The sequence below is a fragment of the Comamonas sp. lk genome, assembly GCF_900564145.1.
Taxonomy (GTDB): domain Bacteria; phylum Pseudomonadota; class Gammaproteobacteria; order Burkholderiales; family Burkholderiaceae_C; genus Comamonas.
In genome coordinates this window covers 2601081-2627029 of the sequence record NZ_UOOB01000001.1, presented here as the reverse complement: position 1 = coordinate 2627029, position 25949 = coordinate 2601081, and the positions used below count along the sequence as shown (strand labels likewise).

The following is a 25949-nucleotide window of genomic DNA, read 5'->3' as shown; positions in this document are numbered from 1 at the left end:
TCTTTGCTGTGCTCAGTGGTTTTCTTTGGCGTGATTGATGGAGTACTTGGGAATCTCCACCGTCACATTTTCACGCGCCAGAATGGCTTGGCACGACAGGCGGGACTGAGGCTGCAGGCCCCAGGCACGGTCAAGCAGGTCTTCTTCTTCTTCCTCAGCTTCATTGAGCGAGTTCAGGCCTTCTCTGACGATGACATGGCATGTGGTGCAGGCACAGCTCATATCGCAGGCGTGTTCGATGTTGACGCCATTGTCCAGCATGGCTTCACAGATCGAGGTGCCGACAGGCGCCTCGATTTCGACTCCGTTCGGGCAATACTCGGCGTGGGGAAGGATTTTGATAATGGGCATGACTGACTGCTAATGTCTGCGGATCGAATTAAAGGGACTGCACGTTCTTGCCGGCCAGAGCCTGCTGGATGCTGCGGTTCATGCGCTCGGCGGCGAAGGCTTCCGTGCCCTTGGCCAGAGCCTGTGTGGCGTGCTCAACAACGGCAGGATCATCGCTGCCCACGCTGGCACGCAGGGCGGACAACAGCCCCTCAATCAGCTCACGCTGCTCGCTGCTGAGCACATCACCATCGGCTTGCAAAGCGCTTTGCGTGGCCAGCAGCATGCGATCGGCATCCACACGGGCTTCCACCAGGGCACGAGCCTTCATGTCTTGCTGGGCAGTGGCAAAACCGTCTTGCAGCATGCGGGCGATTTCATCGTCCGACAGGCCATAGGAAGGCTTGACGTTGATGCTCGCCTCCACTCCGCTGATCTGCTCTTTGGCGCTCACCGCCAGCAGACCATCGGCGTCCACGGTAAAGGTCACGCGAATGCGTGCCGCACCAGCAGCCATGGGTGGAATGCCGCGCAGCTCGAAGCGGGCCAGGCTGCGGCAATCGGCCACCAGATCGCGCTCGCCCTGCACCACATGAATGGCCAAAGCGGTCTGCCCGTCCTTGTAGGTGGTGAAATCCTGAGCACGTGCCGTAGGAATGGTTTCGTTGCGGGTGATGATCCGCTCAGCCAGCCCACCCATGGTTTCCACGCCCAGAGACAACGGAATGACATCGAGCAGCAGCAGATCACCTGCCGTGTTGTTGCCCGCCAGCTGATTGGCCTGGATGGAGGCGCCCAGGGCCACGACTTCGTCGGGGTTGAGATTGGTCAGCGGCTGGCTGCCAAAGAAATCGGCCACGGCCTGGCGCACCTGCGGCATGCGCGTGGAGCCCCCAACCATGACAACGCCTTGCACCTCATCGCGGGTCAAGGCGGCATCCTTAAGTGCACGACGCACGGCAGACAGGCTTTTAGCAGTAAGGTGAGCAGTCGCCGCGCTGAAATCCTCACGCTTGACATCAAAACTTAGTGAACCCGAAGACAGATCAGCGGTAAATGCTACAGTTTCTGCATCTGTCAACGCCTGCTTGCAGTTGCGTGCGGCAATGCGCCAACCCGTCTTATCGGCTGCGTTTTGCAGCTGCACGCCGGTTTTATCAGCCACAAAAGCGGCCAGCGCATCGTCGTAATCATCACCGCCCAGGGCCGAATCACCGCCCGTGGCAATCACTTCAAACACGCCTTGGGACAGGCGCAGCACGGAGATATCGAAAGTGCCGCCGCCCAGGTCGTAAACGGCGTAAACACCCTCCGCCGCGTTGTCCAGGCCATAGGCAATCGCCGCAGCCGTGGGCTCATTGATCAGGCGCAGCAGGTTGATACCGGCGAGCTTGGCCGCATCCTTGGTCGCCTGACGCTGGGCATCGTCAAAGTAAGCGGGCACGGTGATGACGGCGCCATACAGCTCATCATCAAAAGTGTCTTCGGCGCGAAAGCGCAGCGTGGCGAGAATTTCAGCGCTGATTTCCACGGGCGTCTTGGCGCCGCCCACGGTTTCGATAGCGATCACACCGCTGCTCAGGCTGTCTGCAGCAAACTGGTAAGGCAGTTTCTCGGGTGACTCGATGTCCTTGAGACTGCGACCCATGAAGCGCTTGGCCGAGCTGATGGTGTTGACTGCATCTGCGGCCTGCGATTCTTTGGCATCAAAGCCGATCTGACGACGGCCGCCGCTCAGGTAACGCACCACGGAAGGCAGGAGCACGCGGCCTTGCTCATCAGGCAAGCACTCGGCTACACCGTTGCGTACGGCGGCCACCAACGAATGGGTAGTTCCCAGGTCGATACCGACTGCGATACGCCGTTGGTGGGGATCAGGAGATTGACCGGGTTCGGAAATCTGCAAAAGCGCCATGGAAATTCTATTTATGAAGGTGACAGGCCAGCGGGGATGGCCTTTTCAAGATCGGACTTTCTCTTTGCATCTGCAGGAATACATCGCAGAGAGAACTGCTGGGTCTTATTGTCCCAGTTGATCGCGGCGGCGCTCTATGTCCTCGGCAAATCGCGCAACAAACATGAGGGCTCTCACTTGAGCCACGGCCGCAGCCGGGTCATGCGCTTCGTCGAGCAAACGGCCACACTCGGCCAGCATGCGGCGGCGCGCTGCCAGCACCTCAGCATCGAGCGCATCCAGCTCCTTTTCGCTATCGGCTTCTTCCAGCGCTTCCCGCCACTCCATCTGCTGCATCAAGAATGCGGCCGGCATGGCGGTGTTGTCCTCCGCCCGCACAGGTGCGCCATTCAGCTCACACAGATAGGCGGCTCGCTTGAGCGGATCCTTCAGACGTTGATAGGCCTCGTTGATGCGCACAGACCACTGCATGGCCACGCGCTGAGCTGCAGCCCCTTGTGCGGCAAAGCGATCGGGGTGGGCTTCGCGCTGCAGCTCTTTCCAGCGTGTGTCGATCACGCTGCGCTCTTGCGCAAACTGGCGCTGAAGCGCAAACAATTCAAAGTCGTCGGATTGCAGATTCATGGCATTAAAAAGCCGCCTGCAGCAAAGCTGAGGCGGCTTCCTTTATTCAAAACCAGGGAGCTGACCAAGGCCAGAGATACCTAGCAAGCGCCGCCTTGCGGCGAGAGGTCGTCCCTCTTGGGGGCGCCCGGCCAGGGGAAGCCGCAAAGCGGCTCAGGGGCAGTTAAATTCTGAAGCTCTCGCCGCAGCCGCAACGATCACGCTCATTCGGGTTATGGAATTTAAAGCCCTCGTTCAGCCCCTCGCGCACGAAGTCAAGCTCCGTACCGTCGATATAGGCCAAGCTTTTGGGATCAATCAGGACCTTGATGCCGTGATCTTCGAAAACCACATCATCAGCCTGCACCTCATCCACATACTCCAGCTTGTAAGCCAAGCCGGAGCAACCTGTGGTCTTCACACCCAGGCGAACACCAATGCCCTTGCCACGGCGGGAAAGATACCGGCTCACATGACGGGCAGCCGCCTCAGTCATAGAGATCGCCATGATCTCAGGCTTCCACAGCCACCGTGCGCTTGGCACGGTAGTCGCTCACAGCGGCCTTGATGGCATCTTCGGCCAGAATGGAACAATGCACCTTCACGGGTGGCAAAGCCAGCTCTTCAGCAATCTGGCTGTTCTTGAGTGCTGCGGCTTCGTCCAGCGTCTTGCCCTTGACCCATTCGGTCACCAGGGAAGAGGAAGCGATGGCCGATCCACAGCCATAAGTCTTGAAGCGCGCGTCTTCGATCACGCCGGTTTCGGGATTGACCTTGATCTGCAGCTTCATCACGTCGCCGCAGGCAGGTGCACCCACCATACCCGTGCCTACGGAGTCATCGCCCTTGTCGAACGAGCCCACGTTGCGGGGGTTTTCATAGTGGTCAACCACTTTTTCGGAGTAAGCCATGGTGTCTACCTCTTGAACTTCTGATCTTTGCTTAGTGTGCCGCCCATTGAATAGTGCTGAGGTCGATGCCGTCTTTAAACATCTCCCACAGTGGGCTCAATTCGCGCAGCTTGGCTACATTGGTGCGAATGGCTTCAATGGCGGTGTCAATCTCTTCTTCGGTCGTGAAGCGACCAATGGTCATGCGCAGGCTGCTATGGGCCAGCTCATCGCTGCGACCCAGGGCACGCAGCACATAGCTGGGTTCCAGGCTGGCGGATGTGCAGGCGGAGCCGGAAGATACGGCCAGACCCTTGATGCCCATGATCAACGATTCGCCTTCGACGAAGTTGAAGCTCATGTTCAGGTTATGGGGCACACGATGCTCCAGATCACCGTTCACAAACACTTGCTCCATGTCCTTGAGGCCATCAAGCAGGCGCTGCTGCAGACGCTTGGCGTGCTCGTAGTCCTTGGAAAACTCTTCCTTGGCAATGCGGTAGGCCTCGCCCATGCCCACGATCTGGTGGGTAGGCAACGTGCCCGAACGCATACCGCGCTCGTGTCCGCCACCATGCATCTGGGCTTCCAGGCGCACGCGGGGCTTGCGGCGCACATACAGAGCACCGATACCCTTGGGGCCATAGCTCTTGTGCGATGCCAGGCTCATCAGGTCGATGGGCATGGCCTGCATATCCAGCACCATCTTGCCCGTGGCCTGTGCAGCATCCACATGGAAGATGATGCCTTTTTCGCGGCAAATGGCACCAATGGTGTTCAGATCCTGAATCACACCGGTTTCATTGTTCACGGCCATCACGCTGACCAGAATGGTGTCGGGGCGGATCGCCGCCTTGAACACTTCCAGATCGAGCAGACCGTCTTCCTTCACGTCCAGATAGGTCACTTCAAAACCCTGACGCTCCAGCTCGCGCATGGTGTCCAGCACAGCCTTGTGCTCGGTCTTGACAGTAATCAAGTGCTTGCCCTTGCCTTGATAGAAATGGGCAGCACCTTTGATGGCCAGATTGTCAGACTCGGTGGCGCCGCTGGTCCAGACGATTTCGCGTGGATCGGCATTGATCAGGTCAGCCACTTGCTGGCGGGCTTTTTCAATCGCTTCTTCAGCAGCCCAGCCCCAGGCATGGCTACGCGAAGCCGCATTTCCGAACTGATCACGCAGCCACGGAATCATGGCATCCACCACACGGGGATCCACTGGCGTGGTTGCGCCATAGTCAAGGTAAATAGGAAGGTGCGGGGTCATGTCCATGACTGGCTCAATCTAGTTATTCGGCTGACAAATCGTGAGAGGAACTGATGGGCGCAAAGCCCCACCCGGACAGCGTGGATATGCCGCACAGCCATGCATATCACCCTGCCCTGCTTTTGCTTGGCAGCACCTTGAGAGTGCTGCAGACCTTCGCTGACCGCTGAGTGCGATCAGGATTTGGCGAAGGCGTTACCCAGAGCGAACACCGAGTTAGGTGCATTCACGCGGATAGGCTTGACCACAGGTGCTGTGGAAATCGCACGGCGCACCACAGGCTTGTCTTCAATCTGGATGCCCTTGGCCAGTTGCTCGTCCACCAGCTTCTGCAGGGTGACGGAGTCAAGAAACTCCACCATGCGCTGGTTCAAAGCAGCCCACAGCTCATGAGTCATGCAGCGGCCGGCTTCGCCCAGACAGTTTTCCTTGCCGCCGCACTGGGTAGCGTCGATAGGTTCATCCACGGAGACAATGATGTCTGCCACGGTAATATCGGTTGCCTTGCGAGCCAGCGTATAGCCGCCGCCGGGGCCACGAGTGGATTCCACCAGCTCGTGGCGACGCAGCTTGCCGAACAGCTGTTCCAGGTAGGACAGCGAAATTTGCTGGCGTTGGCTGATGGCAGCCAACGTGACGGGGCCATTGTTCTGGCGCAGGGCCAGGTCGATCATCGCGGTGACCGCAAAACGGCCTTTAGTTGTGAGACGCATTCCGAGCTCCTTCAATCAGGATTGTTCGTTACAGAAACGCCTGCGTGGTGCTTTTATAGAGACCCGGCAGGCACAGTCTCCGCCCTTACTCCGTCCTGTTAATAGGTTCAGAGCCCTTCTGAGAGGGAAGTTTGTTGTTGAGTGTTTGCGTTGAGTATAGCACATTCCCCATTGTTTTTGTCGGGTAACAACTCACAGCAACACGCAAGCAGCTTCAATTTGCCGGACGCCTCCTACGGCGCAGCCCCAAATAACTGCTCTTTTAGTAGGGCCAATTGATCACGTATGCGGGCTGCCTGCTCGAACTCCAGACTGCGCGCGTGCTCCAGCATCTGCTTCTCCAAGCGCTTGATTTCCTTGGCTACATCCTTCTCGGACATATCCTCGACACGTGCCCGCTGCAGGGCCTGCTGCTCGATACGCTCGGCTTCCTTGCTGCTTTTCTCGCTGTAAACACCATCAATCAGGTCTTTCACCCGCTTGACAATCTGTTTTGGCTCTATGCCGTGAGCTGCGTTGTGCGCCACCTGCTTGGCGCGGCGCCGCTCGGTCTCTCCGATCGCCTTTTTCATGGACTCCGTGATGCGGTCACCGTACAAGATGGCCTTGCCATTGATATTGCGCGCCGCGCGGCCTATGGTTTGAATCAGGCTGCGCTCGGCGCGCAAAAAGCCTTCCTTATCAGCATCCAGAATCGCCACCAGCGACACTTCCGGAATATCCAGGCCTTCGCGCAGCAAATTGATCCCGACGAGCACGTCAAAGGCGCCCAGGCGCAGATCACGGATGATTTCCACACGCTCCACCGTGTCCACATCCGAGTGCAGATACCGCACCTTAACGCCGTTGTCCGTCAAATACTCCGTCAATTGCTCGGCCATGCGCTTGGTCAGCGTGGTGATGAGCACGCGCTCCTGCTTGTCCACGCGCAGGCGGATTTCCTGCAGCACATCATCCACCTGGTGTGTGGCCGGGCGCACTTCGATTTCAGGATCAACCAGACCCGTGGGCCGTACCACCTGCTCCACAACCTGACCGGCATGGGTTTTCTCGTAATCGGCGGGCGTTGCCGAAACAAACACCACCTGACGCATGCGCTGCTCGAACTCTTCAAACTTGAGCGGACGGTTGTCCAGCGCCGAAGGCAGGCGAAAGCCATATTCAACCAGCGTGGTCTTGCGCGAGCGGTCACCGCTGTACATGGCGTTGAGCTGGCCGATCATCTGGTGGCTCTCATCGAGAAACATGATGGAGTCACGCGGCAGATAGTCCGTCAGCGTGCTGGGCGGATCGCCGGGGGCTGCGCCTGACAGGTGACGGGTATAGTTCTCGATGCCCTTGCAATGCCCGACCTCGGTCAGCATTTCAAGGTCAAAGCGCGTGCGCTGCTCCAGCCGCTGGGCTTCCACCAGCTTGCCCATCTCCACCAGTTGCTTGAGGCGCTCGGCCAGCTCCAGCTTGATGGTCTCCACGGCCACCAGCACCTTGTCTCTTGGCGTGACATAGTGGCTGCTGGGATAGACGGTAAAGCGCGGAATGTTCTGGCGCACGCGGCCCGTGAGCGGATCAAACAGCTGCAGGGTTTCGATTTCGTCATCGAACAACTCGATGCGCACGGCCAGCTCCGAATGCTCGGCGGGGAAGACGTCGATCGTGTCCCCGCGCACCCGGAAGGTGCCGCGGCTGAAATCCGAGTCATTGCGCTGGTACTGCATGCGAATCAGCTGGGCAATCACATCGCGCTGGTTCATGCGGTCGCCGGTGCGCACCGTCATGATCATGCGGTGATAACTCTCGGGCTCGCCAATGCCGTAGATGGCGGACACCGTGGCGACGATCACCACATCGCGCCGCTCCATGATGCTTTTGGTGCACGACAGCCGCATCTGTTCGATGTGCTCGTTGATGGCACTGTCCTTTTCAATGAACAGGTCGCGCTGGGGCACATAGGCTTCGGGCTGGTAGTAGTCGTAGTAGCTGACAAAGTACTCGACCGCATTTTTTGGGAAAAACTCTCGGAACTCTGAATACAGCTGTGCGGCCAGTGTCTTGTTGGGCGCAAACACGATGGCGGGCCGGCCCAGGCGCGCAATCACGTTGGCCATGGTGAAGGTCTTGCCCGAGCCCGTCACGCCCAAAAGCGTCTGAAATGACTCGCCGTCATTGACGCCATTGACCAGTTGCTCGATCGCCGTCGGCTGGTCCCCTGCCGGGGGATAGGGTTGAAACAGCTCGAAGGGCGAGTCGGGGTAGTGCACAAAGCTGCCTTGCGGCGCATCAGTCATATCTTGTTCTTGCATGATGTCATGTCCATGACGCATAGGGTTAGCGCGGGTAGAATGGCAGACCAACCCTCAAGCCTAACCTAGAGTAGTTGGGGGTGACCTGACTTATTTCTATCCATCAAGGATTTTTCATGTCTCTGTTTACCGCCGTCGAAATGGCCCCCCGCGACCCTATTCTGGGTTTGAATGATCAGTTCGCTGCCGACACCAACGCCAACAAGGTGAATCTGGGCGTGGGTGTGTACTTCGACGACAACGGCAAGCTGCCTTTGCTGCAATGCGTGCAAGCCGCTGAGAAGGCCATGATGGACAAGCCCACGGCACGTGGCTATCTGCCCATCGACGGTATCGCTGCTTACGACAACGGCGTGAAGGCTCTGGTCTTCGGCGCCGAATCCGACGTGGTCAAGTCCGGCCGTGTGTCCACCGTGCAAGCCATCGGCGGCACCGGCGGCCTGAAGATTGGTGCCGACTTCCTCAAGAAGCTCAACCCCAATGCCAAGGTGCTGATCTCCAACCCCAGCTGGGAAAACCACCGCGCCATCTTCCAGAACGCCGGTTTTGAAGTCGAGAACTACGCTTATTACGACGCAGCCACCCGCTCCATCGACTTCGCCGGCATGCTGGCCGACCTGAACGCTGCCGCTGCCGGCACCGTGGTCGTGCTGCACGCCTGCTGCCACAACCCCACCGGCTACGACATCACTGCCGCCCAGTGGGATCAAGTGATTGAAGTGGTCAAGGCCAAGGGCCTGGTCGCCTTCCTGGACATGGCCTACCAAGGCTTTGGCTACGGCATCGCCGAAGACGGCGCCGTGATCGGCAAGTTCGTGGCCGCCGGCCTGAACATTTTCGTCTCCACTTCTTTCTCCAAGAGCTTCAGCCTGTACGGCGAGCGCGTGGGCGCCCTGTCCGTGGTCGCCAACGACAAGGAAGAAGCCGCTCGCGTGCTGTCGCAGCTCAAGATCGTCATCCGCACCAACTACTCCAACCCTCCTACCCACGGTGGCGCCGTGGTGGCTGCCGTGCTCAACACCCCTGAGCTGCGCGCCCAGTGGGAAGCCGAGCTGGGCGAGATGCGCGTGCGCATCAAGCAAATGCGCCAAAAGCTGGTCGACGGCCTCAAGGCTGCCGGCGTGACTCAGGACATGAGCTTCATCACCACCCAGATCGGCATGTTCTCGTACTCCGGCCTGTCCAAAGACCAGATGGTGCGTCTGCGCTCCGAGTTCGGCGTGTACGGTACCGACACCGGCCGCATGTGCGTTGCCGCCCTGAACAGCAAGAACATCGAGTATGTCTGCAAGGCCATCGCCGCGGTGATCTGATGCACCACTCAGGGCCGCGGTCGCAGCCCTGAAAAGCAAAGAGCAACGGACGTTGAATCCGTTGCTCTTTTTTTATGCTCCGCCGGTTCTCAACTACTTTATTTCTATAGCTGCCTGTGCTTGATCAGTCTTTATTTCAAGCCCATAAAGGCCTGAAACTCAATGAATTCATGCGCTAGCAGCTATCAAATCTGGTATCTCATCAAGTATTCAAGCCCCAGATGGCCGAGCGCATGGATAGCGCCCCATATTGAAAAGCGTCGTTAAAAACCCGCGGCGACTCGCCCTCGTGCACCGCGCCCGCCGAATACAGCAGCGGCAAATAGTGATCGTGGGTGGGATGGGCCAGACGTGCCTGCGGGCCCCAGTCCAGAAAGGTGGACAGATCGGCCAGATTGCCGCTGTCCCAGTGCTGCTGCACCTGGGCATCGAACTGCTGGGCCCAGTCAAACGCCTGGTCATCCGCCACATCGCGGCGCAGCGCACGCAGGTTGTGCACCACATTGCCGCTGCCCACAATCAGCACGCCGCGCTCGCGCAGCGCCCGTAGCTGAACACCCAGCTCGAAATGCTTTTCCGGCGGCAGACCATAAGGCATGCTCAGCTGCATGACGGGAATCTTGGCTTCGGGGAACATGGGCAGCAGCACCGACCAGGTGCCGTGGTCAAAGCCCCATTTCTCATCCACCCGCAAGGCCGAGCCATCAAGCGGCGAATGCAGCTCGGCAGCCAGTTGCCTGGCCACCTCAGGTGCACCCAGCGCCGGGTATTGCTGATCAAACAACTCCTGGGGAAAGCCGCCGAAATCGTGAATCGTGCGCGGTTGGGCCATGCCGGTCAAAGCCCAGTCCGACTCCGTCAGCCAGTGCGCGGAAATGCACAAGATCAGCTGCGGTGCAATGCCTTTGGCGGCCAACTCCGCGCCCAGCGCTTTCCAGCTCTGACGCCAGCGCGTGTCTTCGATCACATTCATGGGGCTGCCATGGCCGAGAAACATGACCGGCATGCGCGGCGAGGGCTTGAGTTGTTGCAGCAGCTCTTGGGGCAAAACAGTGGGTGAGGTTGTGGTCATGGAATAAGCCATCCAAGCCCCGGATGCCGCCACCATTGTGGAGCCCAGGGCAACAAGCGTACGTCGACGCATAAGATCCGTTCAGCGCTGCCCAGGCAACAGCCAGTGCAGCTTTTTCAACATGGGCCAAGCTTGCCACAGAGCAATGCCCTTGTGGAGGCTGGCTGGCGCAACACACTGTCCTGAAAGCGCCAGGTCTTTAGCCACACACGCGATACAAGAGCAACTACTCAAGGCTGCAATGAACTGATGAACACCATGGACGACTCCCAAAGCTTTGCCCCGCTTCAAGGCGTGCGCATTCTGAGCCTGGCGCTCAATCTGCCCGGACCTGCGGCACTGTGGCGCTGCGCCGGCATGGGAGCGCAATGCCGAAAGCTGGAGCCCTTGTCCAGCGCCAGCAAAGACGGTGGCGGTGGCGCCGACCCCATGCAGCTCTACTGCCCCCAAGCCTATGGGCAGATGCATGAGGGCATCACCGTGCTGCAGGCCGACCTCAAGACTGAAGCCGGCCAAGCCAGCCTGCACGCGCAACTGGCACAAACCGATGTGCTGCTGACCTCATTCAGGCCTTCGGCGCTGAAGAAACTGGGCATGGATTGGGCGGTGCTGCAGCAGCGCCATCCCCGGCTGTCACTGGTGCGCGTGGTGGGCAGCGAAGGAGCACTGGCCGACGTACCCGGCCACGACCTGACCTACCAGGCCGAAGCCGGACTGGTGCACAGCACCCAGTTGCCGCCCAGCCTGTTTGCCGATATGGCAGGTGCGCTGATGGCCAGCGAAGCCGTGCTGCAAGCCGTGCTGGTCAGCAGCCGCAGCGGGCGCGGCGTGTTCAGAGAAGTGGGCCTGGCCCAGGCCGCCCAGTGGCTGGCCCTGCCCTGGCACTGGGGCCTGACCCAGCCTACGGGTGACGTAGGCGGCGGCCACGCCGGCTATCGCATCTACCCCTGCGCCGATGGCATGGTTGCCGTGGCTGCGCTGGAGCCACATTTTGCCCAGCGCCTGTGCGAAGCCGCAGACCTTCTGTTCCGCCACCCCAGCGATATGCACAAGCCGGAAATCCACACCGGCGTGGCGCAGTTTCTGGCCGCCCTCAATTGCAAGCAGCTGATGCAACTGGCCCAGGAGCGGGACATACCGCTGCATGCCCTGCCCAGCGCACACTGACCGCTGTTTTTAAGCCGGGCGCTTTTCAAAGCCGAATTTCTCGGTATCCACCTCGCCCTGGCCTTGCAGCGCGTAACGGTCGCCGGCAATGGCTTCGGGCCTGAAGATGTCATCCAGCTCGGCCAGCAACTCGGGGCTGAGCTTGACGCTGCCGCCGCGAATGTCTTCGTGCAGATGCTCCACGCTGGTGGTGCCGGGCAAGGCAATCACCTGCTCGCCCTGGTGCAGCACCCAGGCAATGGCCAGCTCGGCCAGCGTGCAGCCGGCTTTCTCGGCCACGGCCTGCATGGGCGCCAGCAGACGCAGATTGCGCGCATAGCTCTCGGGCGCAAAACGCGGCATGGTGGCGCGGATATCGCCTTTGACCAGAGCGCCCACTTCCTGCAGCTTACCGGTCAGAAAGGCACGGCCCACGGGGCTAAAGGCGACATAGGCAATGCCCAGCTCCTTGCAGGCGGCCAGCGTGCCCAGCTCGGCATTGCGCGACCACAACGAATACTCGCTTTGCAGGGCCGCAATCGGGTGTTCCTTGTGCGCGCGGCGCAGCGCATCGGCACCGACTTCGGACAGGCCCAGGGCGCGGATCTTGCCCTCCTCTTTGAGGCGCGCCATCTCGCCCACCGATTCTTCTATGGGCACGTTCTTGTCCCAGCGGTGCAGATAGTAGAGATCGATCACATCGGTGCCCAGGCGCTGCAGACTGTCTTCACAGTTCTGGCGCAGCGTCTTGGGGCGGCCGTCGATCACGCGGCGCATCACGCCGTCATCACCGCGCACACCGGCCATGCCGCATTTGCTGGCCAAGGTGATGTGGTTGCGGTGGGGCTTGAGCACCGGACCGATCAGCGATTCATTGGCGCCGAAACCATAAAGCGCCGCAGTGTCGAACAAGGTGACGCCGGCATCCAGCGCTGCATGCAGCACGGCATGGGACTGCTCCACGCTGGGCGATGCGCCATAGGCATGGCTGAAATTCATGCAGCCCAGAGCTACATTGCTGACCGTGAATGGGCCTAGTTGACGGGTTTGCATAGAGGGAATCCTTTGAATGCCTATCGGGCGGCAATGGAGACTGATTTTGAGTGATTTTGGCCTGTAATGCTTGACTGACATGCGCATACAGCTATCAATTTCGACAAGCTTACCAATATCCAGGCTCAAACAACAAAGGCCGGAGCCCAGCCCCAGCCTTTGTACAGCTCAACAAGTCACCAGGACTTATTCAGCGTTCAGCTGCTGCTCCAGGTCGTGCAAGACCTTGTAGCAGTTGAACACCTGCTGCACGCTGGAGTTGGGCTCGCGGCCCTCGCGGATGGCAGCGAAGAATTCACGGTCCTGCAGCTCGATGCCGTTCATGGACACATCGACATTGGAGACGTCGATCTTTTCATCCTTGCCGGTGTACAGATCGTCGTAGCGCGCCAGATAGGTGCCGGTGTCGCCGATGTAGCGGAAGAAAGTGCCCAGAGGGCCGTCGTTGTTGAACGACAGGCTCAGTGTGCAGATGGCGCCATTGGCGGCCTTGAGCTGAATGCTCATGTCCATGGCAATGCCCAGATCCTTGTGGATGGGGCCTTGCACGGCGTTGGCCTTGACGATGGGGCTGCCGGCCTGGTAGGCAAACAGGTCCACGGTATGGGCAGCGTGATGCCACAACAGATGATCCGTCCAGCTGCGCGCCTGACCCAGGGCGTTCATATTGGTGCGGCGGAAGAAATAGGTCTGCACATCCATTTGCTGGATGTTGAACTCGCCGGCTTCAATCTTCTTGTGCACCCACTGATGGCTGGGGTTGAAGCGGCGGGTATGGCCCACCATGGCCACCAGACCGGTCTGCTTTTGCAGCTCGGCCACTTCTTGCGCGTCCTTCAGGCTGTCTGCCAGAGGGATTTCAACCTGCACATGCTTGCCGGCCTTCAGACAGGCAATGGCTTGCTCGGCGTGCATTTGCGTGGGCGTGCACAGAATCACGGCATCGACTTCGGGCAGCGCCAGGCTCTCGGCCAGGTCGGTCGCCACATGCTTGATGCCGTATTTGTCGGCCACTTCCTGGGTCTGGTCCAGACGGCGACCGACCAGGGAGACGACTTCCACGCCGTCAATGTTCTTGATGCCGTCCAGATGCTTGATGCCGAAGGCACCTGCGCCAGCCAGGGCGACTTTGATGGTTTTAGACATAAATGAGTCTCCGTAGAGCCGCCTCAAGGAGGCGAAGGCCCCTTGTTCCTTATTGGTTAGGGGCAGTGAATACGCGAAGCCATGAACGTGGGGGCACGCTCATTGGTTCTCCAGGATCAGATGCCCCACCGCGGTGTTCGATGCAGGCACGTGGTAGAAACGGTGCGCCACCTTGGGCAGCGGTGCCGGGCTGTCCACGTCGGACATGGCGCCACGCGCGATCAGCCACATCACCAGCTCGATGCCTTCGGAACCGGCCTCGCGCACATAGTCGATATGCGGCAGCTGGGCCAGACCCGAGGGGTTTTCGATCAGCAGGTCCAGGAACTTGTTGTCCCATTCCTGATTGATCAGGCCGGCACGCGCGCCTTGCAGTTGGTGGCTCATGCCGCCTGTGCCCCAGATGTGGACATTGATGTCCTCGTCGTAGCTCTCGATGGCCTTGCGAATCGCTCGGCCGATGTTGAAGCAGCGCTGACCCGAAGGCACGGGGTATTGCACCACGTTGACGGCAAACGGAATCACCGGGCAAGGCCAGGAGCCGGTTTTGGGGTCTTGCTCGCCGCACATCAGCGACAAGGGCACGGTCAGGCCGTGGTCCACGTCCATCTTGTTGACGATGGTCAGGTCAAAGTCCTGCTGGATCACGGATTGCGCAATATGCGCCGCCAGCTCGGGGTGACCCTGCACCTTGGGCACGGGGCGTGGGCCCCAGCCTTCGTCTGCGGGTTCGTACTCCGCGCCCGTGCCGATGGCAAAGGTGGGAATGCAGTCCAGACTGAAAGCCGTGGCGTGGTCGTTGTAGACCAGAAAAATCACATCGGGCTTGTTGTCTTTCATCCACTGACGCGAGAAGTCATAGCCCTTGAACAAAGGCTGCCAGTAGGCCTCCTCGGTCTTGCCCAGATCCATGGCAGCGCCGATGGCGGGCACATGCGAGGTGAAAACAGATGCAGTAATGCGAGCCATGAATCAGTTGCCTTCCTTGTTCTTGTTACCGGCTGCGCCCGCAGCACCTTGCGGTTGACGATGCGCCTGTGCGTCTCCGTCCTCGCCCACATAGCGATTGCCTTCGGCCGAGCGGCCGCCGGCAATCATCATGGCGCGGTACTCGTCCTCGGTCATACCGGTCATGGAGCCCGCCATTTGCTGAAAGCTCTTGCCGTCGGTAGAGCCGATCTTGGCCAGAAAATAGATGTTGCCACCGGTGCGCATGCACCAGTTCAGGTCGCGCGCCAGCACGGCCTGTTTTTGCTCTTCCGTCATCGCCCATTCATCCAGATAGGCGCGCTCGTTGGCCCGAAAACGCTCGCGGTTCTCGGCCTTCATCAGCGACATGCAAAACTGGTTGATCCAGTAACCTTTGCGGGACTGCTCGGCATCAAAAATGATGGTGCCGGGCACATCCAGGTATGGTTTTTCCAATGCCATAAATTTCTCCTCTTAACCCTTATCAAGGGCAAGTTGCCCTGCCCTTCAAAAACTGGCACAACCCAGGCGAGAGACAGCCAGCAAGGGCCGCCCCGCAGCGAGGCTGTCGTCCCCCTCCCGATTCAACGCATCGAGAGAGGGGAAGGTGCGGCGCCGCCTAGGCAAAGCGCCTCAGGGGGTGTCAGGCCAGTTCCGGCCAATACAGACGCATGGGGTTGTCCACCAGCAGCTTTTGCTGCAGCTCGGCCGTGGGCGCGATATGGGGGATGAAGTCCACCAGCAGACCGTCGTCAGGCATATGGTCCTTCAGATTGGGGTGCGGCCAGTCCGTGCCCCACAGCACGCGCTCGGGGAACTCTTCCACCACGCGGCGCGCAAACGGCAGCACATCCTGGTAGGCATTCTGCTCGCCATTCAACGCCTTGGGCCCGGTCACAGACAGACGTTCGGGGCAGGATACCTTGCTCCACACATTCTGGTGCTCGCGCATGAATTTGAGGAACAGAGCGAACTCTTCGCTGTCCACGCCCTTGCTCACATCGGGGCGACCCATGTGATCGACGACCACGGTGGTGGGCAGTGCGGTAAAGAAGTCCCACAGCTCGGGCAGATCCACGGCTTCAAAGTAAATCACCACATGCCAGCCCAGCTTGGCGATGCGGCCGGCAATCTCCAACAACTCGTCCTTGGGCGTGAAATCCACCAGGCGCTTGACGAAATTAAAGCGCACACCGCGCACACCGGCGTCGTGCAGCTCCTGCAGCTCTGCGTCCGAAATGCTGCGCTTGACCGTGGCCACACCACGGGCCATGCCGCCCGAAGCCTTGCAGGCATCGACCATGGCACGGTTGTCCGCACCGTGGCAGGTGGCTTGCACCACCACATTGCGCGCAAAACCCAGGTGGTCGCGCAGCGCAAACAGCTGGGCCTTGCTGGCATCGCAAGGCGTGTACTTGCGCTCGGGCGCGAAAGGAAATTCGTTGCCGGGGCCGAACACATGGCAGTGCGCATCCACAGCACCAGCGGGCAGCTTGAAGCTGGGCTTGCTGGGGTTGGCGTACCAGTCCATCCAGCCAGGGGTTTTTTCAAATTGGCTCATGTTTGAATCCTTTTGGGCTGGATGCGCACTAGTAGCCTGCACACCCTGCTCTCAATTTATTAATCGATGTACTTGAGACCTGCGGCAGCCAAGGGCTCGCGCATCTTGTACATATCCAGGCCCAGGATGCCCGAGGCCAGCTTGGCGCGCTTTTCGCCTTCAAAGCTTTCACGCTTGCGGGCCACGTCCAGCACCTGGGCAGCCTTGGCGGCAGGCACGCAGACCACGCCGTCGTCGTCGGCCACGATCACGTCACCGGGAGTCACCAGCATGCCGGCGCAGACGATGGGGATGTTGACCGAGCCCAGCGTCGCCTTGATGCAGCCCTTGGAGGAAATCGCCTTGCTCCAGACCGGGAAGTCCATCTCCTGCAGCGTCTTCACATCGCGCACGCCGGCATCGATGATCAGAGCGCGAGCGCCGCGCGACTGGAAGCTGGTGGCCAGCAGGTCGCCAAAATAGCCGTCGGTGCATTCACTAGTCACGGCAGCGACCACGATGTCGCCGGGCTGAATCTGCTCGGCTGCCACATGCATCATCCAGTTGTCGCCGGGTTGCAGCAGCACGGTCACTGCCGTACCCGAAACCTGCTTGCCCGCGTAGATGGGACGCATATAGGGCTTGAGCAGCCCCACGCGACCCATGGCCTCGTGCACGGTAGCCGAGCCCAGAGCGGCCAGGCCGTCGGCGGCAGCGCGATCGGCGCGCTGGATATTGCGATAAACGACTCCGAGTTCGTACATGGAATACCTCTTTGCTTCGCAGTGATTGAATCAAAAATAAGAGCTGCTAGCGCTTGCGTTGAATCAACTTCAATTTGATTACAAGCTAAAACCTATGTGCGGCCTGCGCTAGCTGCTCCTTTTTTCTATACGGTAAGTCTTACAGGCCCTTGGCCTTGAGGGCCGAGTCCAGGCGCGTGAACACGCGGCGGGCATTGCCTTCGTAGACCTGCTGCTTTTCTTCGGCCGTCAGGTTCTGCGTGGCTTCGATATAGCGCTTGGTGTCGTCGTAGTAGTGGCCGGTTTGCGGATCGATACCGCGCACGGCACCGATCATCTCGCTGGCAAACAGGATGTTCTTGGTGGGAATCACTTCCGTCAGCAGGTTGATGCCGGGCTGGTGATAGACGCAGGTGTCGAAGAAGATGTTGTTGAGTAGATGCTCTTCCAGCAGCGGCTTTTTCATCTCCTGCGCCAGACCGCGAAAACGGCCCCAGTGGTAAGGCACGGCGCCACCGCCATGGGGAATCAGGAACTTCAGCGTGGGGAAGTCCTTGAACAAATCGCTGGTCAGACACTGCATGAAGGCCGTGGTGTCGGCGTTCAGATAGTGCGAACCGGTGGTGTGAAAGCAGCTGTTGCAGCTGGTGGAGACATGAACCATGGCGGGGATGTCGTACTCCACCATCTTTTCGTAGATGGGGTACCAGCTACGGTCGGACAGCGGGGGCGAAGTCCAGTGGCCGCCCGACGGGTCGGGGTTCAGGTTGATGCCGACATTGCCGTATTGCTCCACGCACTTGACCAGCTCGGGAATGCAGGTGGCGGGGTCCACGCCCGGCGACTGGGGCAGCATGGCGGCAGGAATGAAGTGCTCGGGGAACAGCTCGCTGACGCGAAAGCACAGCTCGTTGCAGATGGCGGCCCAGCTGCTGGAGGTCTCGAAGTCACCGATGTGGTGAGCCATGAAGGAAGCACGGGGGCTAAAGATGGTCAGATCCGAGCCTCGTTCCTTCATCAGGCGCAGCTGATTGGTTTCTATGGTTTCGCGAATCTCGTCATCGCTGATCTTCAGATCGGCCGCCTTGGGGGCTTGGGACGGGTCTTTCAAGCCGGCAATCTGCAGATCGCGCCATGCGCCCAGCGCAGCCGGGGCGGTGGTGTAGTGACCGTGTACGTCAATGATCATTGTTATGCGCTCCTGAATGAGAAGGAAATCAAATAGGGGGTCGTCAAAATCAGCATCCGTCTTGCGACTTGGGGCTTGCCAGCTGCTTGATGACCAGGGCCGCTGTGGCAATCAAACCGGGAATGGCAACCACGGTGAAAATCTGGCTGAAGCTCATCTGGCGCACCGTGAGTTCAGCCACCAGAAACGAACCGGCAATGCCGCCAAAGCGGCCTATGCCCAGCATCCAGGCCACGCCGGTGGCGCGACCGCTGGTGGGGTAAAAAGCCGCGGCCAAGGCAGGCATGGAAGATTGCGCCGTATTCATGATGGTGCCGGCCACAAACACCGAGACCACCAGCCAGCCCAGGCTGCCGGCTTCCTGACCAATCCACCAGATGGACAAGGCGGTCAGCGCATAGCCCACGGCAATGATGCGGTTGGCGTTGTAGCGATCCATCAGCCAGCCAAAAGCCACCGCACCCACGCCGCCCAGTGGGAACAGCGCCGCCACCAGCGTACCGGTCTTGGGGTCCAGCCCGCCTTCCTTGAACAACACCGGCATCCAGTTCATCAGCGCATAGAAGATGACCAGACCCATGAAGTAAGCCACCCACAGCATGATGGTGCCCACACGGTACTGTTTGGACAGCACCACGGCCATGCCGCTCTGACCTTCGGTCACGGGCTTGTTTTCGGTCATGATGAAGCGCTGCACGCCTTGCACGGCATTGCCGGCAATCCGGGTGAGCACCTTGCGAATGCGTTCGGCCGAATGGCCCTTGGCCACCATATAGCGCACCGACTCGGGCAGCAACAGCAGCAAGAGCACGGCCAGCACCAGCGGCACAATGCCGCCCAGGTGCAAGACACTACGCCAGCCGAAATGCGGAATCATCCAGGCGGCCAGAAAGCCGCCAAAAGCTGCCCCCAGCGGAAAACCGCAGAACATGGCATTGGTCAGCGTGGCACGGCGGGCATCGGGGCAGTACTCGCTCATCAAGGTTACGGCATTGGGCATGGCGGCGCCCAGGCCGATGCCGGTGACAAAACGCAGCGCGGTCAAGGTGGTGATGTCATGCGAATAGCCTGAAGCCAGGCAGGCCACTCCAAACACAAACACCGAACCCACCAGCACCGCCTTGCGGCCCAGCCGGTCCGCCAGCGGGCCGGAGCACATGGCGCCTGCGGCCAGACCAAACAGGGCCGCACTGAGCACGGGCGCCAAAGCGGGCTTGCTTACGCCCCACTCCGAGATCAACGAAGGAGCGATATAGCCTATGGCGGCAGTATCAAAGCCATCAAGCAGCACGATCAAAAAGCACAGGGCAAAAATCACCCATTGAAAGCCGGAAAACGGATGCTCGTTGAGCACCGTTTGTACATTGGCCACGGACGAAGCCGCACTGCCAGAAGAATGTTGCGAAGTCATATTGGTTCTCGGTTGCCTCTCTTTGTCGCCTCACGCTCCAATCTCGCGGCGGGCGCCAAAGCCTTCGGCGAAGACTTCTGTGCGTCTGTCACGAAGGGCTATATCTGCCCTTTGTCTTGTTCCATGGTGAAAATCAATTGCCAGGAAATGGCCTTGCCATTCCCGACAGCGGCCGCTGTGCAATCAGGCCGGCTCCATGCCCTGACGCCGCTTGGCCTCTGCGGTCTCGGCCGAAGCCATGAATGCCAGCAGACGCTCGGCAGCCCCGACCTGGTGCGAGCCCGCCACCACGGCGCCTGAAAACACGGTGTCTATGGCGCAAGCCGCAGGCAGCGGACCGACGATGGCGATGCCGGCCACGTGAATCAGCTCGCTCAGTTGCTGAAAGCCCAAGGCCACTTCCCCCGAAGCGACCAGCGAGCCCACCGGCACGCCGGGGCGCGCCTGAACAATGCGAGGCTGGATCTGCTGGGCAATACCCCAGCGTTCGAACAATTGCTGCAAGGCCACGCCGCTGGGGCCTGTGGAATAGCCGATGCTGGGCGCAGCCAGCACGGCGGCGCGCAAAGCATCTTCACTGGAAATGTCGGGTTGTGCCGCGTCTGCCCGCACGGCAACTACGGTGCTCGACAGCACCAGATCCACCTTGCTGCCGGCCACGGCGCGGCCGCTAGCGATCAGCTTGTCGATGGCTTGATTGGCAAGAAAGACCACGTCAAATGCTTCATCGCCCGCCGCTACACGCTTGGCGGCATCCACGCCGCCTACGGATTCAATCGTGACGGACTCTGCGCCGCGCGCCTGCCATGCTGCCGCCAGTTCGGCCAGCACCTGGCGTGTGGCCATGGAAGAAATACCGCGAAGAACCATGCTCATGCCTTCCCCCTCAGAGCCATGGCCGCATGCAACGCAGACGCAGATCGACCTTGATCCAGATACAGGGGCTTGAATGAAGGGATAGCCCCGCAGTTCGGCATGCAGGGATGGACGTTTTGCAGCATGACAGCTTTGACTCAACAACAGATAAAGCTATTGTGTGCGTCATCACCCGGCCAGACTAGCCAGCTGCCGGGCTAGCAGCTATGCCTGCAAAGCATAGCCAAGGCGTCTCATATTCCAAACGAAGATAGGCAATAAAAAAGCGCTTACCTCTTTTAAACAAAAGAGGTAAGCGCTATCAAATCAGGAATTCATCGTTTTAAATGCTGTGCGTAAGCAACAGTAAAAACAATGGTTAACCCTTGGATTTAATCATCATGACGACCATGCCCGCGCCCATGACCGTTGCCGTGACCGCGTCCGCCCCGCCCGTCCCTGTCCCAATCTCTTTCGCGGCGTTCCTCACGTTGCCAGCGGCGCTCGTCATGGCGTTCACGCTCCCAGCCACGGCCGTGATGATGGTCATGGCGATCGCGTCGCGCTTCACGCCAATGCGGGGGTGCGTTTCGCAGAAAATACACCTGCTGACCGCAAGCGCTGTAGCGCCCGCAGTAGCGGCGCCAATTGCGTGAATGATCGGGAGGCACCCACAGATAGATCGGTTGCGCATGGGGCATCGCCCTGGCGCCGGGCATGCCCAGCATGGGCTGCGCATACATCAGCGCCGGCGGCGGCGCATTGCCAATATCCACCCGCCCGTAGACACCGGGTGCCAGCTGCCCGGATATGGCACCGCTGATATAGGCCTGGGCATGGGCCGCAGCGGCCCCCAGCAGCAATGCCAGAACAGCTAAGCCGCGCACAGAAAATCGATGAATAGACATAGGGGACTGAAGTCGTTGTGAAGTGCACGGAATGGGAGGCTGGGTTGAAGGCTGAGACTTGGAACCAAGCTAGCTCTCAACTCGTGCCGTCATCTACAAGCAACGTTTCCAGCCATGATTTGGCTGACATTCCACCTCATCGGCCCGGGTAAATGCTAGCGAATCGTTTGTCTATCCAGTCCTTTTTTAAGGATCAAGTCCACCACCGGCTGCTCACGCTTGTTAGCCCGCATGCAATGGTCTTTCTGGAAGCAATCGGTCAATTTGATGACTGCGCGCGCCCAGGATTTGTTCTCGCGTTCACGCCAGGCATGTGACGAGACACTCTCCCATGCATAACCATTGAACAAGGTTGCGTTGACAAAGTGATCCAAGGCTCTGACGCCCGAACGGCCACGCTCCGCCTTGCCGCAAAAACCCACGATGACCAAGAGCAGGTAGCCCAAAAATGCCATGGGCACAATGGCGCACATCAGCGCAAACCCCGCTAAGCGCTCTTTCATGCCGATACACCCGTCGCGCCCTCAGCAAGCTCTAGCGGGTTGCGTTTTTTCAGTTGCACCTGCACTCCGTTTTCAGAACGGATTGTCAAGCGTCCCACAGGCTGGGGCACATGGTCGTCCACCGGCAAAAGCTCATACTCTCTCAACAAACAGGCCAAGATGAGAACCGCTTCCTGCAACGCAAAAGCGGCCCCCAAGCAGACTCTAGGTCCCATGCTGAACGGCATATATGCGTGCTTGATGGCCTCCTTGCTCTCCTGTCTGTCAAAGCGGTCTGGATCGAAAGCATCGGGCTCCTTCCACCATTTGCGGTGGCGCTGCAGCAGCCAGGGAGCCACCACCACCGTGCTGTGCGGCTTGAGCTGCTTCCCGCGCATAGGGCAGGCACTGGTATTTTCCCGGGCAAAAAAACCCACCGGAGGGAACAGGCGCAAAGTCTCCCTGAAAATATTCCATAGCAAAGGCAGGCTTTTCATATCTGCCTGCGTAGGCTCGCGCCCGGCAAACACCTCATCGATTTGCAAGCGCGCTCTCGCCTGAATATCGGACGAATTGGCCAAAAGATGACAAGCCCAGGTCAGAGCACTGGCCGAGGTTTCATGGCCGGCCAAAAACAGCATGGCTACCTGATTCACCAATTCGGATTCAGTAAATGCTTTGCCGGTTTCAGGATCCTTGGCGGTCATGAAGGCCGCCAAAATATCCTCGTGCTCGCCAGATTCGCCACGCATATGTGCCTCATAACGCGGCTTGATCATGGAATGCAGCAGATTGCGGATTTTCCTTGCGGATTTTTTACTTTGCCAATTGAGCCAGGGTAGTTTGAGCCAGCGAATGCCAAATAGCGCCGGGAGCATCAATTTGGGTGCCAGTGCCTGGTAGTGCGCAAATGAATGAAACACTTGGTGCGCATCAGCGCCCTGCATGGGCGTGGAGAAAATCGTGCGAAAAATAATATCGGCAGTGACATGCGTCATTTCGACTTCTATGTCATAAGGCACTTGTGTTTGCTGCTCGGCCAGCCGCTCCAGCATGGCGTTGGCCGCACCTAGCATGCGCGGGAATGCGACATTCAGCCGTGCCTGCTCAAAAGCGGGATTCATCATGGAGCGCTGACTCTGCCAGAGCGCCCCATTAGTAGTGAAAATACTGTCACCAAGCAGAGGCTTCAAGGACTCATGCAGCAGATGACTTTTAGGAAAGTCCTGCGCCTGCGTTTGCATCACACGCTTAATTTCCTTGGTGTCGTTAACCATGTACAGATCCACGCCAGGCAGATGAACCTCACCCATTTGCATGGAGTAGCTGCGTTCAAACAAGGCATCCATCCAGGAACGCCGGGCATGCAAAAACATCCTGAGCTTGGAGGCTTTCTCAGGATGCGGTTTGGGATACACGGGGCAAAAACGATTCATCGAACCAAAAACTTTTCTACGTATTTGCGCACAGTAGTGGGCGCGGTGAGCATGGCAAAAAAATTGTAAGCTCCGGCTTTTTCGGAGGCCATCAGATACTGAAAATGCATGCGCATCTTGTTGCGCCGAATGAAGCGGTAACGGCGAGGCTCAAACAGCTTGTGAAAGCGCGGAGTGCACATATGACGAGGATTGACGTAAGACTCATTCGCAGGAGACGCGTCGGGTAACGCCAACTGCAATAAATCGCACATGCCAAAGCTTACGCTGTCTCCTGGGGAGGAGATGTCCACCCAGTAAATTTCCGGGTCAGCGGCGACCTTGCTCACACTTGAACGAAAACCACTGGCCGTCGGGAAGAACGAGAACAAGGGAATGCAGTTGCCCAAGGTCAGTAGTGTCACCCGGTCTTTCACTGGTTGCACTTCAGTGCTACGCAATACATCCGACAGTGCATCCAGCAGCTTGATGGACTGAGCGCTTCCAACGCTGAAGCCCAGCACAACCAACTCCAAATCGGGTTGTTGCCGAACTCGTTGCGCAAGCCATTGAGCCATATCGTGAATGCGCTCGTGTTCTGTCGCACCGGACTCTGAAGTTCTGGCACTCGAACGTGCAAAGTTAAAAATTCTGAGCAGCCAGCTGATGTGCAACAAACCATCCAGTTTTTTTCCGCCCCACGCGACCACAGAAACTACACCCAGACAAGCCAGGGCCCGGCTCCACCAGGGCCAGTCGGCGCCTGCATGCCAAGTGCCATAAAAACCTGCTACCCCGAACAAACCGAGCAGCAGCATGAAGATCAACGGATAGACAAAGGCAAGCAAGGTATAGGGAAGTGCAGCACCCAACGAACGAAGGCTGCGCCAACTAATCAGCGCCTCCCCATAAGTTCTAAGACCTGCCTTGCACACGGCATAAAGCGACTTGGGCCAATGCGCGCGTATATGATCGGTCCAGTCGAAAAACACATACTCGCTAGCGTCAGCAGAAGATCCGGCCAGGGTCCACACCGAATGTGCCTTGCCTGCTTCATCCAGTTGAAGCGCTCTGAGTTCGCCCACTGCATACTCAGCCTGATCCACTTGCGCCTGGAGCCGTGCCTGCTGAGCGCACAAGCGGTGGTAGTAGCGTCCGCCTCTCGGATCAAATCCGCCAACAAACACCACCAACCGCGACGGGGCTGCATTTTCTTTCTCGCTCATGGCTCTGCTTTCATCCCCTGCACCAATGGCTCGTGCGGATGGATGGAGACAGGTTGCGGAGATACCGCATTTTGCAAAGGCCACAGGCGCTGAGCCATCTTCCCCTGGAGCATGACGCCACAGCGCCACTGACATACGGACAGCTTCTTATAGAAATTGCCATTGAGTTGCGTTCTCTCCAGCAAAGCCCTCTTGAAGCGTTTCAGAACCTCCTTGTCCGGCGTAGCAGACTGTGCCGCAAGCCAGAACTCGCTCAGATGCCCTTGATAAGTCAGACCGGGTATGTCGTACAAGGCACTGCCGCAGACCTTGACCGGCGCTCCATGCCCCAGAGCGGACAAACCCGTGGTGCTGTTGACCAGCACAACCCCTTGGGCCGCTTTCAGCAAGCTGGGCAAGTGCTGATCGTGTATGTAGAGCACTCGCTTCTCAAGTCCATATCGCTTTGTCAGCAAGCGTATGACTTTCGAATAGTCCCTGTGACCTCGGTCCATAGGATGGTGCTTAAACACGAGCAAATGATCCTTCAGCGTGGTAAGCCCCAGCGGAATGCTGTCTGACACCACTGCCGAGCGACGCAATGCGGCAGCAAAGGAGTTCATGACATGGTCGATAAAACCGCAAACCGACTCATAGTCCGAATGCACGGTGATTTGTGCATCGTTATGCACCTGTAGCGGCACCAAAAAGAACTGTTCGTGCCTTTCGCCTATCAACCTCTGCGAAATACCGCGCTCGGCAAAGCGATACCAGGCCTTGCGCCCAAAGGACAACCACCACCAAGGAGCATCAGCGACCGACATCTTGCGATGGTGCAAATCGTTGTTCCAAAATCGTTGCGCCAGCCACGCCGCAAAGAAATACAACATGCCCCACATGGCAGCATGCCAGTAGGAGCGTCCTACCTTCTGGTAGTTATCCGTCGCCTTGATGCTTTCACTTGGCTCATCCTGCTCCGATGAACTGGCACTTTCAGCCACCACGGAACTGAGCCAAGATTCCAATGCCGTATGAAATTGGGAATGACCATTGACTCCGATAGGCTCAAAGGTCACATGATCCGGCCGCAAATAGCCTTCTTCAAACACTCCCACGGCAAAGCCCATTTGCTGGCCGAGCTTTCGGACTCCGACATGCACAGGCCTGCAGTCTCCGAACAACAAAACGGCATCAATCTGCTGCGCAAGAATGAAGCGCTTAAGCTCAGGCAACCAGTCTTCGATCTGTCCTTTGAAGCTCCTTGCACCCATGGGATAGAACAGCCAGTCCCCCGCATTGAAGTTGTATTTAAGAACTTCAGCACCCACATCTCGCAGATCTCTAGCCAGATTTGAGAAAAATGGGCCTACCGGCCCCTGCAGCAGCAATACTTTTTTATGCTTAAAGCTTGAATTGCTTGCGCTCTCCAAAACAGCCCCTCAAAAAATCGCAAAAAATGCACCGCGTATGTGTGCACAAAGTCA

The 25949-nt window shown here is 58.8% G+C and carries 25 protein-coding genes; 2 read left to right on the top strand and 23 right to left on the bottom strand.

Going from position 1 to position 25949, the window contains the following annotated elements:
• Nucleotides 1-12 precede the first annotated feature (12 nt).
• From fdx to uvrB, 8 genes are all read right to left on the bottom strand, one after another.
• A complete protein-coding gene (gene fdx / locus EAO39_RS12050) occupies nucleotides 13-351 on the bottom strand; it encodes an ISC system 2Fe-2S type ferredoxin (RefSeq protein ID WP_120967666.1) in 339 nt (112 codons plus the stop codon).
• A gap of 28 nt (nucleotides 352-379) precedes the next feature.
• The gene (gene hscA / locus EAO39_RS12045; protein WP_120967664.1) at nucleotides 380-2245 is read right to left on the bottom strand and encodes a Fe-S protein assembly chaperone HscA; all 1866 of its coding nucleotides are present in this window, start codon (nucleotides 2243-2245) and stop codon (nucleotides 380-382) included.
• Between the two features lie 105 nt (nucleotides 2246-2350).
• Nucleotides 2351-2869, bottom strand: a complete 519-nt coding sequence (gene hscB / locus EAO39_RS12040; RefSeq protein ID WP_120967662.1) for a Fe-S protein assembly co-chaperone HscB — start codon at nucleotides 2867-2869, stop codon at nucleotides 2351-2353.
• A 163-nt stretch (nucleotides 2870-3032) separates the two neighbouring features.
• Entirely contained in the window at nucleotides 3033-3356 is a 324-nt protein-coding gene (gene iscA, locus EAO39_RS12035) for an iron-sulfur cluster assembly protein IscA (protein WP_120967660.1), read from the bottom strand.
• A gap of 4 nt (nucleotides 3357-3360) precedes the next feature.
• Nucleotides 3361-3759, bottom strand: coding sequence for a Fe-S cluster assembly scaffold IscU (gene iscU, locus EAO39_RS12030; protein WP_120967658.1), 399 nt, complete (start codon nucleotides 3757-3759; stop codon nucleotides 3361-3363).
• Nucleotides 3760-3790: 31 nt separating this feature from the next.
• Entirely contained in the window at nucleotides 3791-5011 is a 1221-nt protein-coding gene (locus EAO39_RS12025) for an IscS subfamily cysteine desulfurase (protein ID WP_120967656.1), read from the bottom strand.
• Between the two features lie 170 nt (nucleotides 5012-5181).
• Nucleotides 5182-5718: a Fe-S cluster assembly transcriptional regulator IscR gene (iscR, locus tag EAO39_RS12020; RefSeq protein WP_003054211.1), complete on the bottom strand. Its 537-nt coding sequence runs from the start codon at nucleotides 5716-5718 to the stop codon at nucleotides 5182-5184.
• Between the two features lie 233 nt (nucleotides 5719-5951).
• Nucleotides 5952-8018, bottom strand: a complete 2067-nt coding sequence (gene uvrB, locus EAO39_RS12015) for an excinuclease ABC subunit UvrB (RefSeq protein ID WP_120971001.1) — start codon at nucleotides 8016-8018, stop codon at nucleotides 5952-5954.
• 116 nt (nucleotides 8019-8134) lie between these two features.
• Between uvrB and EAO39_RS12010 the strand changes: the two genes are divergently transcribed.
• Nucleotides 8135-9331 carry an amino acid aminotransferase gene (locus EAO39_RS12010; RefSeq protein WP_120967654.1) on the top strand — a complete coding sequence of 399 codons (1197 nt, stop codon included), beginning with the start codon at nucleotides 8135-8137 and terminating at the stop codon, nucleotides 9329-9331.
• 202 nt (nucleotides 9332-9533) lie between these two features.
• Here EAO39_RS12010 and ygiD read toward each other — a convergent pair whose 3' ends face one another.
• Entirely contained in the window at nucleotides 9534-10439 is a 906-nt protein-coding gene (gene ygiD / locus EAO39_RS12005) for a 4,5-DOPA dioxygenase extradiol (protein ID WP_120967652.1), read from the bottom strand.
• A gap of 222 nt (nucleotides 10440-10661) precedes the next feature.
• Here ygiD and EAO39_RS12000 point away from each other — a divergent pair, with 222 nt between their 5' ends.
• Nucleotides 10662-11570, top strand: a complete 909-nt coding sequence (locus EAO39_RS12000) for a CoA transferase (protein WP_120970999.1) — start codon at nucleotides 10662-10664, stop codon at nucleotides 11568-11570.
• 9 nt (nucleotides 11571-11579) lie between these two features.
• Here the strand turns inward: EAO39_RS12000 and EAO39_RS11995 are convergent, their stop codons facing one another.
• From EAO39_RS11995 to EAO39_RS11930, 14 genes are all read right to left on the bottom strand, one after another.
• Entirely contained in the window at nucleotides 11580-12602 is a 1023-nt protein-coding gene (locus EAO39_RS11995; protein ID WP_120967650.1) for an aldo/keto reductase, read from the bottom strand.
• 186 nt (nucleotides 12603-12788) lie between these two features.
• On the bottom strand, nucleotides 12789-13748 hold the full coding sequence (locus EAO39_RS11990; RefSeq protein WP_120967648.1) for a Gfo/Idh/MocA family oxidoreductase: 960 nt from the start codon (nucleotides 13746-13748) through the stop codon (nucleotides 12789-12791).
• Nucleotides 13749-13847: 99 nt separating this feature from the next.
• Nucleotides 13848-14717, bottom strand: a complete 870-nt coding sequence (locus EAO39_RS11985) for a class III extradiol dioxygenase subunit beta (RefSeq protein WP_120967646.1) — start codon at nucleotides 14715-14717, stop codon at nucleotides 13848-13850.
• A gap of 3 nt (nucleotides 14718-14720) precedes the next feature.
• Entirely contained in the window at nucleotides 14721-15179 is a 459-nt protein-coding gene (gene ligA, locus EAO39_RS11980; RefSeq protein WP_120967644.1) for a protocatechuate 4,5-dioxygenase subunit alpha, read from the bottom strand.
• Nucleotides 15180-15360: 181 nt separating this feature from the next.
• The gene (locus EAO39_RS11975; RefSeq protein ID WP_120967642.1) at nucleotides 15361-16278 is read right to left on the bottom strand and encodes an amidohydrolase family protein; all 918 of its coding nucleotides are present in this window, start codon (nucleotides 16276-16278) and stop codon (nucleotides 15361-15363) included.
• A gap of 59 nt (nucleotides 16279-16337) precedes the next feature.
• Entirely contained in the window at nucleotides 16338-17021 is a 684-nt protein-coding gene (gene ligK, locus EAO39_RS11970; protein WP_120967640.1) for a 4-carboxy-4-hydroxy-2-oxoadipate aldolase/oxaloacetate decarboxylase, read from the bottom strand.
• A gap of 139 nt (nucleotides 17022-17160) precedes the next feature.
• On the bottom strand, nucleotides 17161-18189 hold the full coding sequence (locus EAO39_RS11965) for an amidohydrolase family protein (RefSeq protein ID WP_120967638.1): 1029 nt from the start codon (nucleotides 18187-18189) through the stop codon (nucleotides 17161-17163).
• Nucleotides 18190-18238: 49 nt separating this feature from the next.
• Entirely contained in the window at nucleotides 18239-19600 is a 1362-nt protein-coding gene (locus EAO39_RS11960; RefSeq protein WP_120967636.1) for an aromatic acid/H+ symport family MFS transporter, read from the bottom strand.
• A 183-nt stretch (nucleotides 19601-19783) separates the two neighbouring features.
• Nucleotides 19784-20476, bottom strand: a complete 693-nt coding sequence (locus EAO39_RS11955; RefSeq protein WP_120967634.1) for a substrate-binding domain-containing protein — start codon at nucleotides 20474-20476, stop codon at nucleotides 19784-19786.
• Between the two features lie 371 nt (nucleotides 20477-20847).
• Nucleotides 20848-21363: a hypothetical protein gene (locus EAO39_RS11950; protein ID WP_120967632.1), complete on the bottom strand. Its 516-nt coding sequence runs from the start codon at nucleotides 21361-21363 to the stop codon at nucleotides 20848-20850.
• A 155-nt stretch (nucleotides 21364-21518) separates the two neighbouring features.
• Nucleotides 21519-21818: a hypothetical protein gene (locus tag EAO39_RS11945; protein WP_240466976.1), complete on the bottom strand. Its 300-nt coding sequence runs from the start codon at nucleotides 21816-21818 to the stop codon at nucleotides 21519-21521.
• A 44-nt stretch (nucleotides 21819-21862) separates the two neighbouring features.
• On the bottom strand, nucleotides 21863-23194 hold the full coding sequence (locus tag EAO39_RS11940) for a cytochrome P450 (RefSeq protein ID WP_240466975.1): 1332 nt from the start codon (nucleotides 23192-23194) through the stop codon (nucleotides 21863-21865).
• Between the two features lie 83 nt (nucleotides 23195-23277).
• Nucleotides 23278-24486, bottom strand: a complete 1209-nt coding sequence (locus tag EAO39_RS11935) for a hypothetical protein (RefSeq protein ID WP_120967625.1) — start codon at nucleotides 24484-24486, stop codon at nucleotides 23278-23280.
• The gene (locus EAO39_RS11930; protein WP_120967623.1) at nucleotides 24483-25895 is read right to left on the bottom strand and encodes a capsular biosynthesis protein; all 1413 of its coding nucleotides are present in this window, start codon (nucleotides 25893-25895) and stop codon (nucleotides 24483-24485) included. Before EAO39_RS11930 ends, EAO39_RS11935 begins: the two co-directional genes overlap by 4 nt.
• Between the last annotated feature and the right edge of the window lie 54 nt (nucleotides 25896-25949).

Coding starts and splice junctions, on each gene's coding strand:
- EAO39_RS12010 (WP_120967654.1), top strand. CDS start 8,135: ATGTCTCTGTTTACCGCCGTCGAAATGGCCCCCCGCGACCCTATTCTG.
- iscR (WP_003054211.1), bottom strand. CDS start 5,718: ATGCGTCTCACAACTAAAGGCCGTTTTGCGGTCACCGCGATGATCGAC.
- EAO39_RS11940 (WP_240466975.1), bottom strand. CDS start 23,194: ATGGATGCCTTGTTTGAACGCAGCTACTCCATGCAAATGGGTGAGGTT.
- ligA (WP_120967644.1), bottom strand. CDS start 15,179: ATGGCATTGGAAAAACCATACCTGGATGTGCCCGGCACCATCATTTTT.
- EAO39_RS11995 (WP_120967650.1), bottom strand. CDS start 12,602: ATGCAAACCCGTCAACTAGGCCCATTCACGGTCAGCAATGTAGCTCTG.
- fdx (WP_120967666.1), bottom strand. CDS start 351: ATGCCCATTATCAAAATCCTTCCCCACGCCGAGTATTGCCCGAACGGA.
- EAO39_RS11990 (WP_120967648.1), bottom strand. CDS start 13,748: ATGTCTAAAACCATCAAAGTCGCCCTGGCTGGCGCAGGTGCCTTCGGC.
- EAO39_RS11945 (WP_240466976.1), bottom strand. CDS start 21,818: ATGGCATTTTTGGGCTACCTGCTCTTGGTCATCGTGGGTTTTTGCGGC.
- hscB (WP_120967662.1), bottom strand. CDS start 2,869: ATGAATCTGCAATCCGACGACTTTGAATTGTTTGCGCTTCAGCGCCAG.
- EAO39_RS11975 (WP_120967642.1), bottom strand. CDS start 16,278: ATGAGCCAATTTGAAAAAACCCCTGGCTGGATGGACTGGTACGCCAAC.
- ygiD (WP_120967652.1), bottom strand. CDS start 10,439: ATGGTGGCGGCATCCGGGGCTTGGATGGCTTATTCCATGACCACAACC.
- EAO39_RS11950 (WP_120967632.1), bottom strand. CDS start 21,363: ATGTCTATTCATCGATTTTCTGTGCGCGGCTTAGCTGTTCTGGCATTG.
- EAO39_RS12000 (WP_120970999.1), top strand. CDS start 10,662: ATGGACGACTCCCAAAGCTTTGCCCCGCTTCAAGGCGTGCGCATTCTG.
- EAO39_RS11960 (WP_120967636.1), bottom strand. CDS start 19,600: ATGACTTCGCAACATTCTTCTGGCAGTGCGGCTTCGTCCGTGGCCAAT.
- uvrB (WP_120971001.1), bottom strand. CDS start 8,018: ATGCAAGAACAAGATATGACTGATGCGCCGCAAGGCAGCTTTGTGCAC.
- EAO39_RS11955 (WP_120967634.1), bottom strand. CDS start 20,476: ATGAGCATGGTTCTTCGCGGTATTTCTTCCATGGCCACACGCCAGGTG.
- iscA (WP_120967660.1), bottom strand. CDS start 3,356: ATGGCGATCTCTATGACTGAGGCGGCTGCCCGTCATGTGAGCCGGTAT.
- iscU (WP_120967658.1), bottom strand. CDS start 3,759: ATGGCTTACTCCGAAAAAGTGGTTGACCACTATGAAAACCCCCGCAAC.
- EAO39_RS11985 (WP_120967646.1), bottom strand. CDS start 14,717: ATGGCTCGCATTACTGCATCTGTTTTCACCTCGCATGTGCCCGCCATC.
- EAO39_RS12025 (WP_120967656.1), bottom strand. CDS start 5,011: ATGGACATGACCCCGCACCTTCCTATTTACCTTGACTATGGCGCAACC.
- ligK (WP_120967640.1), bottom strand. CDS start 17,021: ATGTACGAACTCGGAGTCGTTTATCGCAATATCCAGCGCGCCGATCGC.
- hscA (WP_120967664.1), bottom strand. CDS start 2,245: ATGGCGCTTTTGCAGATTTCCGAACCCGGTCAATCTCCTGATCCCCAC.
- EAO39_RS11965 (WP_120967638.1), bottom strand. CDS start 18,189: ATGATCATTGACGTACACGGTCACTACACCACCGCCCCGGCTGCGCTG.
- EAO39_RS11935 (WP_120967625.1), bottom strand. CDS start 24,486: ATGAGCGAGAAAGAAAATGCAGCCCCGTCGCGGTTGGTGGTGTTTGTT.